This window comes from Kyrpidia tusciae DSM 2912, from assembly GCF_000092905.1.
Lineage (GTDB): Bacteria > Bacillota > Bacilli > Kyrpidiales > Kyrpidiaceae > Kyrpidia > Kyrpidia tusciae.
In genome coordinates, this window is record NC_014098.1 from 3089109 (window position 1) to 3105366 (window position 16258).

Here is a 16258-nt window from a genome sequence, read left to right on the forward strand (position 1 = left end):
GACACTACTCGCGCATCTGGCCATTTTTTGATGTAAGGAGGGAATTATGCATGTTGGTGGTGGCGGACCAGATCAGCCGGCTTCGGGCCGAATTGGTCCAGTTGTTCGAACAGTGCAATGGAAGTTTAAGCGATCCTCAGATGGTGAGAAAAAGCCAACAGCTCGACCATCTGGTGGTGTTCGCTCAAAGGATGCGCCTCGAAGAACACAATCAGCAATGTATCGCGACCTGAGGCGAATGTTGGCACAGGGGATCGAGACGCCCGACCTATCTCGACCAAAACAGCCATGGCGCGACCCGGAGGTCGAAATCCGGTACGTGGCGACGGTGCTTCCTTTGGTCGTTGTTCATCGACTGGTCCGCTGATTGTCCTGAGAGATTCCGGTTCCGCCCACGAACCGGGCTCCGAGTTCCTGCGATACATATGCCTTATGCGGGCATGTCGTCCGTCGGCAGGCGAGGCCAAGGGCACAGGAGGTGTCAGGAGCTTCAACCAAACAGTCGTTGTCATGGGAAAACAAGGGCGAGGGAGCGACGCAATCTTAAAGGCGTGACGCGGGTGGGCAGTCAATTCGGCAATCAGTTCGGCGGATGTCGGCCAAAGACCGGCACCGCCGTTTTTGTCGCCCTGCCGGCATGCCGATAGAGACAATAAGGATGGGGTGAAGACGGTGAAGGCGGCGATGCGACCTGGAACGTCGATCTTGATCGTGGGGGCCATGGGGGTCGGAAAGACGACCACTGCCCGAGTTCTGGAGCAAAACTACGGATACCGCAGGTATTCTCTGGCCGAGCCGATCCATCGGGTGGTGGAGACAGCGTTCCCTTGGCTGAAAGATGAAGCCAAATCGATCCGCCGGACTTACTTGCAGAGAACCGGCGCGTTTTTGCGCAGCTTCGTGCCCAATCCGATTCTCCGACATGCGGAGGCGGCGTTAGAGAACAGCACTGGCCCCCTGGTCATCGACGACGGGCGGACGGTGGAAGAGGCGGAGTGGGCGAGAGAACGGGGCATGGCGGTGGTGGTCCTGACCTGTGAAGACGATGAACGCCGCCGGCGGCTTTTGGCCCGGGACGGGGCGCTCCCCGGCCCCATCGCCTTTAAAGATGCCACCGAGCAGGAGTGGACCCGGGTTCAGGCACCCCGGGTGGATACCACCCATCTCAGCCCTGCCGAAGCTGCCCTGGCCCTTCTGGCCGCCATCGATCTCTAAGGGGCCACGGCGGCAGATCGAACGAGCTCCAGGTCGGACGAGTTCCAAAGTGGAGGCTCCCCCCGTCCCCCGAGGTGGAGAATCCTCATCCATCGATCCTTTGGCCGTCAAACGTACCGCCGGGGAACCCGCTTTCCGATCCCACAAAGAATCTCGTACGAAATGGTATCAAGCAGGCGGGCGTGATCGTCGGCGGTCCAGCTCTCGTCCCCGTCATCGCCGAGCACTGTCACCACATCCCCGGAGCGTGCCTCGGGAATGTTCGTAAGATCGACCATGGTCTGGTCCATGCACACTCGCCCCACAATGGGCGCCCGCCGGCCGTGGACCAGCATGTACCCCGCATTGGACAATCCCCGGCGCAGCCCGTCCCCGTACCCCACCGCCACCGTACCGATGCGCCGGCGGGCGGGAGCGCGGTACGTACAGCCATAACTGATCGCCGCGCCAGGCTCCACCCATTTGACATACACCAGGCGGGCCATCCAGCGCAGGGCCGGGCGGAGTACAACGGACCCCTTCCACCCCGGATTGGGCAGGTAGCCGTACAGCCCGATCCCCACCCGGAGGGCGTCGTAGTGGGCTTCGGGCAAACTGAGAGCCGCCGCCGTATTGGCCGCGTGAATGAGCGGGGGGCGCATGCCCTGGCTCTCCAAAGATTTGACCCAGCGGTCAAATCGTTTCCACTGGCCCCGGGCATGGGTGAGATCTTCGGCGTCCGCCGCGGCAAAATGGGTAAAGGTGCCCCGGATCTCCACTTCGGGCACCCTGTTGAGCTCGGCCGCCCACTTCAGCGCCTGGTCCATATCCCGCCAACCGATGCGGCCCATGCCCGTGTCGATTTTGATGTGCACACCGGCCCGTTTGTGCACTTCCCTGGCCGCCGCGGCCAATGGGGGGATGTGGGCGGGATCGAACACCGCCACCTCGAGATCCCCCGCCACCAGCTCCCGGGCCGTTCCGGGGTCGATCCACCCGAGGATCAGGATGGGAACGCGAATCCCCGCTTTCCGCAGGGCGAGCCCTTCCTCCAACCGGGCCACCGCCAGGCGCCGGGCACCGGCCTCCAAGGCCGCTTTGGCCACCGGTACCGCGCCGTGCCCGTAGCCATCCGCCTTCACCACCGCCATGATCTCCGCATCCCGGGTCAACTGGCGAAAGGATGCGACATTGTGACGGATGGCGGATAAATCCACCTCAGCCCAGGTGAGCGCCCCGTCTTCAAACCCGTTCATGCCCGATCCCCGCCCGCCAAACGGCCGGCCACCGCGGCGGTGAGCAGGCCGTACACCACTTCGTGGACCGGCGCGGGCACCCCGTACTCCCGGGCCATCTCCACCAAGGCCCCCTGGAGGTGGTCGATTTCCACCGGCCGCCCGGCCCGAAGATCTTTGGCCATGGAGGCGAGCATCCCCGGTTCGAACCCTTCCGCCCGTCGCATCACCGTTTCCACGGCATCATCGGGCATGGAGATTCCCCGGGCCCGGGCTGTGGTCACCGCCTCCTCCACCAGGTGCTGAAACACCGCCCGGGACGACCCGTGGCCCAGCACCACGCCGATCCCCGCTCCGGTCAGGGCGGTGGTGCCGCTCACCGCCGTGATAAAAGCGTATTTGTCCCAGAGGGCGACCTCGATGTCCGAACTGGGGTGAGACCCGATTCCCGCCCTGCGAAACGCCTCGTCCAGGGCTTCGATGCGCGGAGTGATCACTCCGCTCCACTCCCCGAAGGTAATGTCCTGCACCCGGCTGCTGCGGTGGATTACACCGTCGTCGTCCAAGTAGCTTTCCACGTGACACAGGCCGCCGATCACCGCATCGTCCCCGTACCGGCGGCGAAGGATATCCATATGGCGCACGCCGTTGAGCAAGGGCAGTACCGCCGCCCCCCGCTGGACCAAGGAATCCAAGTTGGACCAGACCCCTTCGGCATCGTAGGCTTTGACCGTCAACAGCACCACATCGGCATCGACGCCCTCGGCAGACTCCACGGCTTTTACCGGCCCGCTCCAGTTCCCATCGGGACTTTGAATCACCAGCCCCTTATCTTCCAGTTGACGACGCCGCCGGGACCGGACAATGAAAGTGACATCCTGCCCCGCCTGAACCAGCCGCCCGCCAAAATACCCGCCGACCGCTCCGGCCCCGATTACCGCAAAACGCATCTACAGTCCCCCCACGCCATGGGATACGGATCTCTTCGGGACTATTGTACCTCAGACGAAAACTGGGCGCATGGGAACGGCGCCAGGGGCGAGCCTGGAAAAGGGTGCGACATCGGGGGAGAGCACCGGCGATTCGGACGCCCCGAGGCCACCCAGCCCCCTCAAAAAGAAGGCGGCCATTCGCGGTGGTGATGCCGCAAATCGCCGCTGGCGATAAGTCTGTGGAGCAGAAACGAGAGCCGGCTATCCCGCTCGGTGCAACGGCTTGAAGTTCTGAGCAGACGCGGAAGAAGTGGCCTTCTCGGTCCCGACCTGTTTTCCGTCAACTGACCCCTTCGGATCCGTCGTTCCAGGAGCTGGCGAATCATTCCCTCCCGTGCCACCACCTCCACTCGTCCCACCGCTTCCCGCTTCAGGGCCACCCGCAGGCCCGGGTTGTTCCTGCCCGTTACCGTTTTTCTTGCCGTCGTTTGCCGACGACCCACCGTTACCTGTGGGCGACTTGTGATTGGTCGGCGCGGTTGTCCCCTGATCACTCGAATTCCCAGACTCCTGAGCCGGGGTCGAGGGCTCAGGCGCGGGCTGCGGAACCGGGGCCGGCTGGGGAGCCGGAGCGGCCACCACCTTGGTGGAAGGCTTGGCCGGCCCACCATCCTTGTACAGATTCCAGTAATAATCCTCCGACGCCGAAGCCGTCATCGTACTGGCGTCGGCCATACCCAACATCCGGTGCACCGTTTGACGGCATGCCGCCACATGGGGGATCAGCACCGCCTGGTCATCCACATTCTCCGGGAGCAGATCCTGGTTCTGGGGGATCTGGGCGGTCTGCACCTGGCTGATGTCCACCCCCCGCATCAAACCGGCCAAACGAATCATGTCACCAAAGTTCATATTGGTGCGCACATAGGGCTCCATGGCCTGAAGAATAATCGGCAACTTCGCGATGGACGAAGGAGCCTTCAACCGGTTCGCCAACGCCAGCAGGAATTCCCGCTGCCGCTGGGTCCGGCCAAAATCGGACTCCGCATCGTGGCGAAACCGCACATACATCAGGGCGTGGGCGCCGTCCAGATGTTGATACCCGGCCTGGAGGTGGATGTCGTAAACGCCGTCATCCACGTAGTTCATGGATTTCTCGACGTTCAAATCCACGCCGCCCACGGCGTCCACCACTTTTTCAAACCCGACAAAATCGGTCACGACATAGTAATGGATAGGAATCTGGAGAAAATCCTCCACCGTCTTTACGGCCAGCTGCGGTCCGCCGAACGCATAACCGGCGTTGATCTTCTCGTATCCATACCCGGGAATCTTGTACCAGGTATCGCGCATGATCGAAAACATCTGCGCCGTTTTGGTCACCGGGTCCACACTGACCAACACCATCGTGTCTGAACGGGGATGAGGATCGTGGTTGCGATTGTCCACTCCCATCATCAAGATGTTCACCCGCTCCGTCCCCGTCCACTGGGGCAAATCCGCTGATCCTCCCTGGATCGCCCCTACAAAATGCCGGATCGACCAAGCGTAATACCCGCCCATGCCGAGAACGACAACGAGAAGCACCGCTGCGCCGATCCACAGCCAGCGTCTTCGTTTTGCCAAATTCCGAGCCTCCCCGGGAGGATTTCGCCACTGCAGCAAGTCTATGAGGCCACACGCTCTTCTATCATCCGGCAGCCTGCTTCAAGTTGTTTCTCGTCTATTATTCTCGTCTCGAGGCACCTTGTCAATAGTAGCTGTGTTGTGAGCCTTTTTCGATGTCCCTTTTTCCCCGGACCTTCAGCACGAATCCCATCGGCGTGGCGAGTTTGGTATGTCCATTATCTGGGTTATCATCCACAGATTGGATGGTTCAGGCCATGCGAAACCGGGGTCAGGTTCTTGGTTACCTGGCCCAGGAGCTCCACCTTCTACGATCGCGTTCCGTTTAGGACACGCTGCGAACCAAGCTCCTCATGCGTTCTTGCTGCTTCTCCCGCACCCTCCCCAATGCCATCGCCAGCATCACGCACAAAGCCAAGCCGCAGCGCAACCGCATCTTGGCCAGCCCACGAATGGTATGCCGTTCAAACCCAAATGAGACGTCCAAGCGACTGTTCACCCTCTCCACCGCCGTCCTGTACCGGTATTCCTTTGCCCATTTGTAGCTCTCCCGGGCAATCGGCGTGAAGATCCGCCGGTCCACCGCGAGCGCCACCCGCACCCCTCCGGCCACGGGGCACTGTTCCCGCCCTTGACACGTGATCCCGTACGCCTTGGCTGGACATACTTTTTTCAGCGTGCCCCGGTCTTTCTCGAACCCACCATTGCTCATCTGTTGCCGGGCCCCTGTCTCTGGACAGTAACAGTACACCGCTCCCCGTTCGTCATACACCACGTTCGTGTGTCCCGGTAACAACCGCGTTTGCTCCCCGTCTTTCCACAGTCGCCTCGTGTCGATCACGGGCTTGATCCCATATTCATCCCAGCAGCGACTCAAGAGTTTCGAGTCGTCGTACCCCCGATCGGCCGTCAGGACCTCGGCCTTTTTCAACATCTCCGGATGGCGTTTCTCCAACTCATCCAGCAGGACATGCCCTTCTTTGACGTCCGAGCGCGACCCCTTGGTCACCGTATACGCCACCGGCAATTCATGCTGAGCATCCACCACCAGGTGGAGCTTGTAGCCAAACCACCGGACCACTTTCTCCCATGTACTCCCGTCCTCGCGGGTCCCACGATAGGTTTTTACCCCGTATGCTGCATCCAGATCCCGCCGTCCGTCTTCCTTCTTTTCTTTCGAGGGACGGGACGCCCACGAGGCGATTGCCTTACTGTCCATCGCCAAACGACGCCCGAACTCCGGAAGTTCCTCACTCAGGGCCTTCACCAGCTCGTCGAACATCGATTCGATCCACGATCCGTGCTCCATCAACCTGCGGAGAAATCGGGTGTAAGCAGCTGCGCTGGGAACTGCGCGCAACCCACAGATCGACCGCAGCTGCCCGTTTCGAGAGAGTTCCCGACGTAAGCTCTCGATCGACGGGTGCTGAAACACGATTCCTGCCAACATCGAGTTCCACATCGCCCGTACCGGGTAGTCATCTCGTCCATGACCTCTCGATTTCTCCAGATGCGCCATGAGCGCTTCGTCCGGCAGATGTTCCAGAACCAGCCGGAGGCGTTCCAAGTCTCCAAGCGGCTCAATCTCTTCCCAGGAAAACAGTTCGAGTTGTGGTATAATGGCCATAGGGTGAGTCCTCCTTGTTGGATCATTTGTCTAACCACTATTCTAACAAAAGAGGACTCACCTGTCTTATTGGACTGGGGTGAATTTGTCCGAATCTATCCCTCCCCCCATTCAAAACCCCTGTCTTTCCTGGCCCTCTTTGGGGGAAAGTTTTCTGGTCCCTGCTCCTTACCCCTTATCCCTCCTGGCCTTTTCGGCATCGAAAAAGGCTCTGTTGTCGGCAACATGGCATGTTGTCGGTGTGCCGCCGCAACATCCCCCACAAGGGCCAAACGGGCTCTGCCTCGGCGAATCCTCAGGGACGGTCCGGACCTTCCGCGCCCGCGCCATGCCCCGCCCGGCGGCGCACAAACTGATACGCAATCACCAAGATTGCAAACCAGACCAAAGCCACATAAAAGGCCACCCGAGTATCGGGATCGAACAACAGCAACACCACCACCAGGGCCAGGAAAGCCAGACCAATCCAGTTCGTCACCGGGCTCCCGGGCATGCGGTATTTGACCGCCTGCACCTGGCCGGCAGCGACCCGGCGACGATAGGCCATATGAGCCACGAGAATCATGCCCCAGGTCCAAATCGCCGCTTCAGCCCCCAGGCTTGTCACGTACGTAAACACTTGCTGAGGCACCACATAATTGAGGATCACCCCGACGAGCATCACCGCCGCAGAAGCGGCAATGGCCGCCGCCGGCACCCGCCTGGAACTGAGACCCCGCAGAAACCGGGGCGCCTGGCCGTACTGCGCCAACGAATAAAGCATGCGCCCAGTGCTAAACACTCCGCTGTTGCACGATGACAACGCCGCCGTCAGGACGACGAAGTTGATGACATCCGCGGCGGCTGGAAAGCCGATCCGCTGAAAAGTAAGCACGAAAGGGCTATTTTGAGCATCGAGCTCGTTCCACGGATACAGGCTCATAATGATCACCAGAGCCCCGACGTAGAAAATCAGAATCCGCCAGATGATCTTATTGGTCGCCGAAGGAATCGTTTTTGAGGGATCCCGGGCCTCGCCGGCGGTCACCCCGATCAACTCCACGCCCACGTAGGCGAACATGACCATCTGCAGGGCGAGGAGTGCACCGCCAATCCCCGTCGGAAAAAATCCCCCATGGCTCCACAGATTTGAAAATCCCACCGGCACCCCTTGGTTCCACACCCCAAACAGGATGATCAACAAGCCGACCACAATCATCGCGACAATGGTGACCACCTTGATCAGCGCAAACCAAAACTCGAACTCCCCGTATGCCCCCACGGCAATCAGATTAACGAGAAACATCACCACCAGCGCGATCAACGCCGGCAGCCATTGGGGCACCGCGGGAAACCAATATCGCACATACACCCCCACTGCGGTGATTTCGGCCATCGCTGTGGTGATCCACATGAACCAATAGGTCCACCCCGTAATAAATCCGGCCCAAGGACCGACAAATTCCTCGGCGTATGTACTGAACGACCCCGCCACGGGCTTGTACAAGGCCAGTTCGCCCAGTGCCCGCATGATCAGGAAAATGACCAGTCCACCCACCAGGTACGAAATGGTTAAAGCCGGCCCCGCCAAATGAATCGCCCGGGCTGACCCCAGAAACAATCCGACTCCGATGGCACCGCCCAAAGCGATCAGTTGCAAATGGCGTTCTTTGAGTCCCCGAACTAACTCCGACTCTTCGGGCATCTGTCTTCATCCCCCTTTGAAGCGTTCCCCCGCCCTTCTATGGTAGTTTGTACCCGCACGGCCCAAATCTTGTCAACCGGCGCCCTCCGGCGGTTCACCAACTGCTCCGCCCTGAACGAAAGCCTCCGGTTTTCACTGAATGAAAGCCGACGCGGGGGCGGGTCGACTGAACAGATACCCTTGACCCCACTCGACGCCCAAATTCGATACCGCCCCACACATCTCCCGGGTCTCGATGCCCTCCGCCACCAACATGGCGCCGACGGTGCTCGACAGCCTGGCCAGACTGCGGATAATCTCCCCCGCCCACGTCCCGTTCGCCGCCGCCCGGGTGAACACCATGTCCATCTTCAGCACGTCCGGACGGATGTGCAGCAGCCATTCGAGGCTGGCATACCCACTGCCCACGTCGTCCAGGGCCACCTTTGCCCCCGTCCGGTGGATCTGGTCCACCACCCGTTCGAGCCGGACCAGGTCTTTCACCGCCGCTTGCTCGGTGATCTCCACCGTCACCCTGCGGCCCCCCACTTCCCGGAGGTGCTCCACAACCCGCTCGCCGTAGTTTTCCAAAGTGCTCGCCCGGACGTTGACAAACACCCGGCCCGGCGGGGCACCCTCCACCGCTTTTGAAAACAAGGCCACATCCAATTGTTCGGCGATGCCCCGATCTTCGGCCCATTGAAACAGCCGCAGGGGAGACAAAAGTCCTTGATCGGCCGGCCCCCGCACCAAGGCTTCATACCCCGCCACTTCTCCCGAGGTCAAATGAACGATGGGCTGATACACATGTTGCGACTGGGCAATGACTTCACGGTTCATGTCGGGCGCACAATCCTTTTCGACAAGATTCCTGCTGAATCGACGAGCGTCTTGATAGATGATTCAGCGAATGTTGGACATTTTCCTGCTCGGGAGGACCAAGAGCCAAAAAAATCCGCCCGGCCGCCTCCCGGCCGGGCGAATCGTTGCCTCCTCTCAGGGCAAGGCGTCCAGGATCGCCTGGGCCACCACCTCGGCGGCAAAAGCTCCGACGACATCCACCGACGCCTCCACTTCCCCGGTCGACAAGGCAAAAATCGTGTCCCCGTCGTACATGGTGTGGGCCGGCCGGATGACCCGGGCGAGCCCATCCTGGGCCACGGCGGCGATTTTGTTGGCTTGGGCTTTATTGAGTCGGGCGTTGGTGACCACCGCCCCGATGGTGGTATTCGTCCCCGGCAGCAGCCCTCCCGGGACGGCCCCCTCGCCCCAGAGGGCCAGGGTATCCAGAGGCCGGCCATCTTTCCCCTTCGGCCCGGCGAGAACCCGCCCGGTTTCGGGATCCACCACGTGGCCCACGGCGTTCACCGCCATCAGCGCCGCCACGATCAAACCGCCGGGCAGGCGAACCGCCGCCGTCCCCAGCCCGCCGTCCATCGCCCGCTCGTAGCCCAGAGCCTTCCCCACCGTGGCTCCGGCCCCGGCACCCACCCGGCCCCGCTCGGGAACCTCCCGGGCCGCTTCACAAGCCGCGTACCCCATCGCCGCATCCGGCCTCCGGATCGCCGACCCCACCGCCAGATCAAACAGAACGGCCGCCGGAACGATGGGCACCCGCCCCACCCCCACGTCCAATCCGTATCCCCGCTCTTCCAGAAATCGCATGACCCCGTCCGCCGCCGCCAACCCATAGGCACTCCCGCCGCTTAACACCACGGCGTGGACCTGCTGCACCAAATTCACGGGATCGAGCAAATCTGTCTCCCGGGTCCCGGGCGCCGACCCCCGTACATCCACGCCTCCCGCTGCCCCCTCGGGAACCAGCACCACCGTGCATCCCGTCCGGGCGACGGGATCCTGCGCATGCCCCACCCGCACCCCGGGGATTTCAAACCACGCCCCCCGCTCGATTTTGCCGCCTGCGAATCCATCGGACCGTCCGGATGCCGTCATCACGATCCACCCCCACTCACCTCAAATCCGCGATTTGAACGTGCCGTACATCTCGGCCGCCACCATAAGCTCCGCCACTTCCACATACTCGTCCACCTGATGGGGCAGCGTTCGGCTGCCCGCCCCGGTGGTCGCCACGGGGATGCCGGCCCAATCGCTCCACTTCGCGCTTCTCCCATTGTTCCACATTCACCAGGAATTTGGCCAGTCGGGGAATGGAATTGATTCCGGCGTAAGGCATGGGGCCATTTTGCCGGGAAAATCCGCCCGGATCCGGAGAGCTCCTTTTTGGGCCGCACAGATCTGATTTTCCTCGGCTTCACAGATAATGGCGCCGTCCACGCCCTCGGCCCATACAGAATATAGTGGTCAATCAATAGAGCACTTTTTTGCTCGCATCGTTGTACAAAAAAATGCTATAATAGGGGTGGCGATATACCTCGCGAGAAAAGGGGTTCATCCACATGAGCACAGCTTTTTCCAAAGAAGAAATGCTTCAGGCCAATCAGTTTCGGGCCCTGTCACAAAGGGAGCTGCAGAAGAGGCTGAAAACCCACGAAAAGCTGGGGATTCTCTTTGCCAATCAGGGACTTGGCGCCGTCATGCTGTCATACGAACGGTACGAGGCCCTGGTCAATCGGCTCAATGACCTGGAGAATCTCCTGGAAGACATTGAGTTGGAACAGACTTTCGGTTATCGGCTGAACACGCCTGCCGACGAGTGGGTGGCACATCCGGAAGGCGCGTCCACGCTAGAGATGTACCACAAGCGCAAAAGGGACCGGGATGGTCAATGAAACGCTTGGACCATCCCGATTTTTTCGACGTGGACCTGCCGAGGATCGAAGCCGAAATGGGCGGCGAGGCCCGATTCGAAGAATTTTTGGCCTGCCTCGACAAGGCAATTCTCGAAATCATGAAAAACCCGGGCGCCGAAGGGGCGCAACTGGTCCGCCCGCCCCTCTCTGCATACCGGAAGAAGACATTCCATTCCACAAGAAAACCTCCGAAAGGAGTTGGCGCGGATTTCCGGCTGGTTTATCGCTACGATGCTGAAACAGATACCTTGTATGTTCTCGGGGTCGGGAGACGGAAGCCCAGGGATCTCGACGATGTCCACCGGATTCTGAATGAACGGGTTAACGAGGCTGGAAGGCCTTTTTCTGAGGGCCTTCATGGCTGAGAGTGTCTGGCACGTACCCGAAAACCTGGCCCTTGATCTTGCGAAGGACGAAATGTCCCTCGGCCAAATAGGAAATAAACCATCGCAAGGACATCCTGGATTGCGTACGATATGCGTACCCAACTTTGTTGCCCCCTCCCTCTCCAGCCGTCCGAGATTCGTGCCCTATAAAACATCAAATCGATCGGGAAAATTCCAACAGGGATAGACGCGCCTCCTTCGGTTTGGTAAGGTCAAATGGGAGGGAGCGCCCATGGCCATCCGAAAGCCCTTTTGCGTCAAAGATGTTCTTCAGCGTCCGATTTTTCAGGAAGCGAAACTGGTGGCGGGACGGGACGGGTTGGACCGCCCGGTGCGGTGGGTGCACGTGCTGGAGGTCACCGACGCCGCGGAATTGTTGCATGGTGAAGAGCTGATTCTGACCACAGGGGTCGGACTCGGCCGGGACGAGTCGCTGACCTTCCAATACGTGCGGGGGTTGATCGACAGAGGAGTTTCCGGACTGTGCATCGAGCTCGGCAAATATTTTCCGGACGTGCCGGAAGGCCTGCGTGCTTTGGGCGATGCCAGCCGGTTCCCCATTATCGTTTTCGAGCGACCCGTCCGGTTTATCGATATCACCCAGGACATCCACGCCTATTTGATCGACCAACACCACGACCAGTTGGTGGAACTTGAACGGATTTCCCGCCAATTTTTACAATTGACACTGCGCCCCCAAGGGTTGCGACGAATCCTGGAACTTCTGTATCGAGAGACCGGCTGCCCCGTTCGACTGCAAGAAGAGGATGGGGAAGTGTTGGTGTACCCCGAAGACGCCGAAGCGGAGATGGCGTCTTCGGCGAGCGGAACCCCGGAAGGGACCGACCCGGGACAGGGGGAAGCGCTCGTCACCGAAGCCGTGGTTGCCGGGGAAGCCGCCGGGGACTCCCGAAGGCCTCAGGTGCTGTGTCAACCCATCCTGGCCATGGACACCCGGGTCGGGGAGTTAAGCGTCGCTGTACGAGGAAAACCCTCGGAGTTTTTGCATCTTGTGCTGGATCGGGCGGCCACCGCCATCGCACAAGAATTCTTGCGCCGCATGTCCCTGGAAGAGCGGCACCTGCGAACCACGCGCCGCTGGATGGACGATCTACTCCACCGGGGGGCGGACCACCTGTCCGGGACGGCAGCCGAATACATGCGGCCTGGGACAGCCCTGGTTGTAGCGGCGATCCTTCCACTCCCCCGCGGAGTTGCGGTAGAGGCTGCGACGGCCCCCAACCCAGGCAGTGCCACACCAGGAACGCCGGCAGAAGAACCCGGGGAGGCGCTGAGGGACCGCCTGGAAGGATCGCCGGAAGACCGCCTATTACTCCGGGCGGCCCGAATTCTCCCCCGGGTGTTTCAAAATTATGGTTTTACCGCCTGGTTGTCCCCGGTGGGAAACCACTGGGCTGTGATCGCGGCAAATACCCGGGCTACGGCGGACTCGGGGGGCACAAAAGGTATGCGAAATAGTGGACGTCCCCGGGGTGCGGTGGTTTCGGGTACGGGTACCCTTGTCCAGGAATCGTCAGAACTGACGGTCAGCCGAAGGGGGCACACCCGCCCCGCCCGGGACTCGTTTCCCGCTCCGCCGGCGAGAGACAGCGATCCGGCCAGGAGCTTGGAACCCGAGGTCATGATGAGGATTCGCGAGGCATTGAGGGAACTTATGCGCCGACTGTCTTCCGGCAATGCCGGAGACGGCCAGGAATGGGTTGTGGGGCTCGGTCGGATCGTGTTCCATCCGGCGAAGGTGTCCGAGGCGTGGCGTCAGGCCACCCAAGCCCTGGCCGCCCAGATGCCCCCCTCCGGTCGCCCTCTCGGCATCTCCCCGGCGGTATCCGGCATCTCCCCGGCGGTATCCGGCATCTCCCCGGCGATACCCGGCCCGTCATCGGCAGAACCCTGCCCGCGGCTTTTGGCAGCCACTGGATCGCAGAGCACCGCAGGAGCAGCCGGTCCAGCGGACAATGGCCAACCCCGAATCTCGTTTTTGTCCTACGACGACCTGTACACCTGGCAAGTGTTCCTTCAAATGGACGAACATGCCTTGGCCGAGTTCGTAGACGGCCAAATTGGCTCCTTGCTTGCCCACGACCGTCTGCACGGAGCGGAACTCGTCGAAACGGCCCGGATGTTTTTCGCGTGCAATCAGTCTAAGCAACAGACCGCCCAAGCCCTGTTCATTCACCGGCAAACCCTCTATTATAGGTTGGAACAGATTGCGGCTCTCCTGGGAGACGGTTGGAACCAGCCGCCCCGGCGCCTCGCCCTGGAGGTGGCCATCGACGCCGCCCGGTTCCTCGCCGCCCGCAGTCCCGGTCGGAGTGAACACGTGCCATACAAGGAGTGAATTCCATGCCCGAGAACATCCAAGAACTTCGAAACGCCTTGCTCGATGCGGCCCACCGTCTGGCAGCTCGGGGCCTGGTCCCGGGGACAACCGGCAACGTCAGTCTTCGGATTCCGGGAACCGACCGGTTTCTCATCACCCCAACCGGCATCCCTTACGACGTTCTCCACGCTTCAGACATGGTGGAGGTCAACCTGCAAGGCGCCGTCGTGGAAGGAAACCGAAAGCCTTCTAGTGAGACGCCCCTTCACACCCGGATCTATCACAACCACCCGTGGGCCGGAGCGGTGGTGCACACCCATTCGATGTTCGCCACCACTTTCGCCGTATTGAACGAGGCCATCCCCGCCGTCCACTACGTCATTGCGGGGATGGGAACGGATATTCCAGTGGCCCAATACGCCACTTACGGCTCTGAAGATCTGGCCGTAAACGCCGCCGAGCTCATCTCACCCGAGCAGCGGGCGATCCTTCTTCAAAACCACGGCGTCATTACGGTGGGCGGCCATCTGGAGGAAGCCCTTCACCACGCCGAAACGGTGGAATATCTGGCGGAGCTTTACTATCGCTCCAGGTCCATCGGCTCACCGAATATCCTGCCCGAAGAGGAAATCCGCCGGGTGGCGGAGAAGTTTAAAACATATGGACAACGATAAATTCTTCTCAAAACGGGCATGACACAGGACTCAAAGCTAAAGCCGAAAGGGTGTGTGCACCGCGTTACCGAGGAACTTTGGGAACTGCCGTATTTCCAGTTTAAGTCAAACATAGGCCAAAGAACGCCCGCTCGGTAAGTTAAATCGGACCGGGAATGCGCCTGGCCCTTTCGATGAGAAGAACTTCGATTTTTGGTAGAATAGACTGCCATGCCGCCGGGGCGGCACCAGCAGAAGGATGAAAATGGCCTGGTGTTGAATTGTTTCCTTGGTGGCTGGCGAAGGCAGGTCGTCACTGCTTGGTGCCTTGAGCCCGCGGAATAGACTGACTACGACGACCAGGTGCACCACAGAATGTCGCTCCCGCATTGGGAAGCACGTAGGATAGAATGATCGGATATGGTCGTTGCACCAGCCCTTTAATCTTACCAGCCCACCAGGAAGGATTCACATGGATGTCGTGTACGACCGTTGCTGCGGCCTCGATGTTCACAAGAAGATGGTTGTTGCTTGTGTGCTGACGCCCGAAACCAAAGAGATTCGTACCTTTTCTACGATGACCGACGATCTTTTGGAGATGGTCGATTGGCTCGGGAAGCACGGATGTACCCATGTTGCAATGGAAAGCACCGCTTCGTTCTGGAAGCCGATCTATAACCTTCTGGAATCAGCGGAGTTCAACGTGCTCGTGGTGAATGCCAAGCATATGAAGAATGTTCCGGGCCGTAAGACCGATGTGAAGGATGCAGAGTGGATCGCCGGATTACTCCGCCATGGGCTGCTGCAAGCCAGTTACATCCCTAACCGTGAACAACGGGAGTTGAGGGAACTCATTCGTTACCGCCGGAGCCTAATTGAAGAGCGAGCCAGGGAAGTAAACCGGATTCAAAAGGTACTTGAAGGCGCCAATATTAAATTGTCCTCAGTAGCCAGTGACACGCTTGGCAAGTCCGGGCGGGCGATACTGGAGGCAATGATCGATGGAGAGAAGAATCCGGAGGTATTGTCCGAGTTGGCCAAGGGTCGGATGAAGACGAAGAAGCCAGAACTACAAAAGGCGCTGAACGGGCTGATGGGGGAACACCAACGAATGATGTTAGCCGCCCAACTGCGCCACATCGATTATCTGGATGAAGAAATTGCCCGGCTCGACGAAGAGGTCAAGAGGCGTATGCTCCCTTTTGAGGAGGACCTGGAGTTAATAGACACAATCCCCGGTGTCGGTCGACGGACAGCGGAGCAGATTCTCGCTGAAATCGGGACGGACATGGCTCAATTTCCGTCTGCGGCCCATCTGTGTTCATGGGCAGGATTGGCTCCAGGGAACAACGAGAGTGCGGGGAAACGAAAGTCGGGGAAAACGCGTAAAGGGAACCAAAAGCTCCGAGCAGCGCTTGTGGAAGCAGCACGTGCGGCGGCGAGAACCAAGAACACATACCTGTCTACACAATATCATCGAATTGCAGCTCGACGAGGAAAAAATCGTGCAGCAGTCGCAGTGGCCCATAGCATCCTAACGATCGTGTATCACATGTTACAACGGCGGCATCCTTATATCGAACTCGGTCCAACATATTACGAGGAACGTAGAAAAGATGCAGTTATAAAACAGGCCATCCGAAAGTTGCAATCACTCGGTATGGAAGTATCCGTAAAACCGGTGGCCTAAACGTACACTCAAAACATTGAAACGCCCGTTCGACACCCTGCATATCACAGGGCTTAGTTTGGTATGCCTTAAAAACACCCTTAGTGCTCATTGATTTTCAGGATAGAAGTGGCGGATAAGAAAAACGCTCGCCTCCGCCG

15 protein-coding genes are annotated in these 16258 nt (G+C 59.9%); 7 read left to right on the top strand and 8 right to left on the bottom strand.

The annotated features are described in order from the left end of the window. The first annotated feature begins 50 nt into the window (after positions 1 to 50). A complete protein-coding gene (locus BTUS_RS15070; RefSeq protein WP_013076925.1) occupies positions 51 to 233 on the top strand; it encodes an aspartyl-phosphate phosphatase Spo0E family protein in 183 nt (60 codons plus the stop codon). Between the two features lie 430 nt (positions 234 to 663). Further along, entirely contained in the window at positions 664 to 1215 is a 552-nt protein-coding gene (locus BTUS_RS15075) for an AAA family ATPase (RefSeq protein ID WP_013076926.1), read from the top strand. A 107-nt stretch (positions 1216 to 1322) separates the two neighbouring features. Here the strand turns inward: BTUS_RS15075 and alr are convergent, their stop codons facing one another. The 8 genes from alr to BTUS_RS18240 form a co-directional block, all read right to left on the bottom strand. After that, positions 1323 to 2450, bottom strand: coding sequence for an alanine racemase (alr, locus tag BTUS_RS15080; RefSeq protein WP_013076927.1), 1128 nt, complete (start codon positions 2448 to 2450; stop codon positions 1323 to 1325). Further along, complete coding sequence (locus BTUS_RS15085; protein ID WP_013076928.1) at positions 2447 to 3379, bottom strand: ketopantoate reductase family protein; 933 nt, start codon at positions 3377 to 3379, stop codon at positions 2447 to 2449. Before BTUS_RS15085 ends, alr begins: the two co-directional genes overlap by 4 nt. Positions 3380 to 3622: 243 nt before the next feature. Then, entirely contained in the window at positions 3623 to 4987 is a 1365-nt protein-coding gene (locus BTUS_RS17140; protein ID WP_013076929.1) for an LCP family protein, read from the bottom strand. Between the two features lie 325 nt (positions 4988 to 5312). Beyond that, positions 5313 to 6614, bottom strand: a complete 1302-nt coding sequence (locus tag BTUS_RS15095) for a transposase (protein WP_013076930.1) — start codon at positions 6612 to 6614, stop codon at positions 5313 to 5315. Between the two features lie 295 nt (positions 6615 to 6909). Further along, positions 6910 to 8298 carry an amino acid permease gene (locus BTUS_RS15100; protein WP_013076931.1) on the bottom strand — a complete coding sequence of 463 codons (1389 nt, stop codon included), beginning with the start codon at positions 8296 to 8298 and terminating at the stop codon, positions 6910 to 6912. A 132-nt stretch (positions 8299 to 8430) separates the two neighbouring features. Further along, entirely contained in the window at positions 8431 to 9117 is a 687-nt protein-coding gene (locus tag BTUS_RS15105) for an EAL domain-containing protein (RefSeq protein ID WP_013076932.1), read from the bottom strand. 156 nt (positions 9118 to 9273) lie between these two features. Further along, positions 9274 to 10230: a P1 family peptidase gene (locus tag BTUS_RS15110; protein ID WP_013076933.1), complete on the bottom strand. Its 957-nt coding sequence runs from the start codon at positions 10228 to 10230 to the stop codon at positions 9274 to 9276. 21 nt (positions 10231 to 10251) lie between these two features. After that, complete coding sequence (locus tag BTUS_RS18240; protein ID WP_148224907.1) at positions 10252 to 10419, bottom strand: M20 family metallopeptidase; 168 nt, start codon at positions 10417 to 10419, stop codon at positions 10252 to 10254. Positions 10420 to 10694: 275 nt separating this feature from the next. On the opposite strand from BTUS_RS18240, the gene BTUS_RS15115 reads away from it, so the two are divergent. The 5 genes from BTUS_RS15115 to BTUS_RS15135 all read left to right on the top strand — a co-directional run bounded on the left by BTUS_RS15115 (position 10695) and on the right by BTUS_RS15135 (position 16118). Continuing rightward, the gene (locus BTUS_RS15115) at positions 10695 to 11027 is read left to right on the top strand and encodes a hypothetical protein (protein WP_013076934.1); all 333 of its coding nucleotides are present in this window, start codon (positions 10695 to 10697) and stop codon (positions 11025 to 11027) included. Then, a complete protein-coding gene (locus BTUS_RS15120; protein ID WP_013076935.1) occupies positions 11024 to 11413 on the top strand; it encodes a type II toxin-antitoxin system RelE family toxin in 390 nt (129 codons plus the stop codon). Before BTUS_RS15115 ends, BTUS_RS15120 begins: the two co-directional genes overlap by 4 nt. Positions 11414 to 11666: 253 nt before the next feature. Beyond that, entirely contained in the window at positions 11667 to 13793 is a 2127-nt protein-coding gene (locus tag BTUS_RS17145) for a PucR family transcriptional regulator (RefSeq protein WP_013076936.1), read from the top strand. Between the two features lie 5 nt (positions 13794 to 13798). Continuing rightward, entirely contained in the window at positions 13799 to 14449 is a 651-nt protein-coding gene (locus tag BTUS_RS15130) for a class II aldolase/adducin family protein (RefSeq protein ID WP_013076937.1), read from the top strand. A 451-nt stretch (positions 14450 to 14900) separates the two neighbouring features. Beyond that, positions 14901 to 16118 carry an IS110 family RNA-guided transposase gene (locus tag BTUS_RS15135; protein ID WP_013074275.1) on the top strand — a complete coding sequence of 406 codons (1218 nt, stop codon included), beginning with the start codon at positions 14901 to 14903 and terminating at the stop codon, positions 16116 to 16118. The last annotated feature ends 140 nt before the right edge of the window (positions 16119 to 16258 follow it).

Excerpts from the sequence above, each read along its gene's own strand:
- BTUS_RS15070 (WP_013076925.1), top strand. The coding sequence starts at position 51 with ATGTTGGTGGTGGCGGACCAGATCAGCCGGCTTCGGGCCGAATTGGTC.
- alr (WP_013076927.1), bottom strand. The coding sequence starts at position 2,450 with ATGAACGGGTTTGAAGACGGGGCGCTCACCTGGGCTGAGGTGGATTTA.
- BTUS_RS15085 (WP_013076928.1), bottom strand. The coding sequence starts at position 3,379 with ATGCGTTTTGCGGTAATCGGGGCCGGAGCGGTCGGCGGGTATTTTGGC.
- BTUS_RS15095 (WP_013076930.1), bottom strand. The coding sequence starts at position 6,614 with ATGGCCATTATACCACAACTCGAACTGTTTTCCTGGGAAGAGATTGAG.
- BTUS_RS15100 (WP_013076931.1), bottom strand. The coding sequence starts at position 8,298 with ATGCCCGAAGAGTCGGAGTTAGTTCGGGGACTCAAAGAACGCCATTTG.
- BTUS_RS15105 (WP_013076932.1), bottom strand. The coding sequence starts at position 9,117 with ATGAACCGTGAAGTCATTGCCCAGTCGCAACATGTGTATCAGCCCATC.
- BTUS_RS15110 (WP_013076933.1), bottom strand. The coding sequence starts at position 10,230 with ATGACGGCATCCGGACGGTCCGATGGATTCGCAGGCGGCAAAATCGAG.
- BTUS_RS18240 (WP_148224907.1), bottom strand. The coding sequence starts at position 10,419 with ATGTGGAACAATGGGAGAAGCGCGAAGTGGAGCGATTGGGCCGGCATC.
- BTUS_RS15115 (WP_013076934.1), top strand. The coding sequence starts at position 10,695 with ATGAGCACAGCTTTTTCCAAAGAAGAAATGCTTCAGGCCAATCAGTTT.
- BTUS_RS15120 (WP_013076935.1), top strand. The coding sequence starts at position 11,024 with ATGAAACGCTTGGACCATCCCGATTTTTTCGACGTGGACCTGCCGAGG.
- BTUS_RS17145 (WP_013076936.1), top strand. The coding sequence starts at position 11,667 with ATGGCCATCCGAAAGCCCTTTTGCGTCAAAGATGTTCTTCAGCGTCCG.
- BTUS_RS15130 (WP_013076937.1), top strand. The coding sequence starts at position 13,799 with ATGCCCGAGAACATCCAAGAACTTCGAAACGCCTTGCTCGATGCGGCC.
- BTUS_RS15135 (WP_013074275.1), top strand. The coding sequence starts at position 14,901 with ATGGATGTCGTGTACGACCGTTGCTGCGGCCTCGATGTTCACAAGAAG.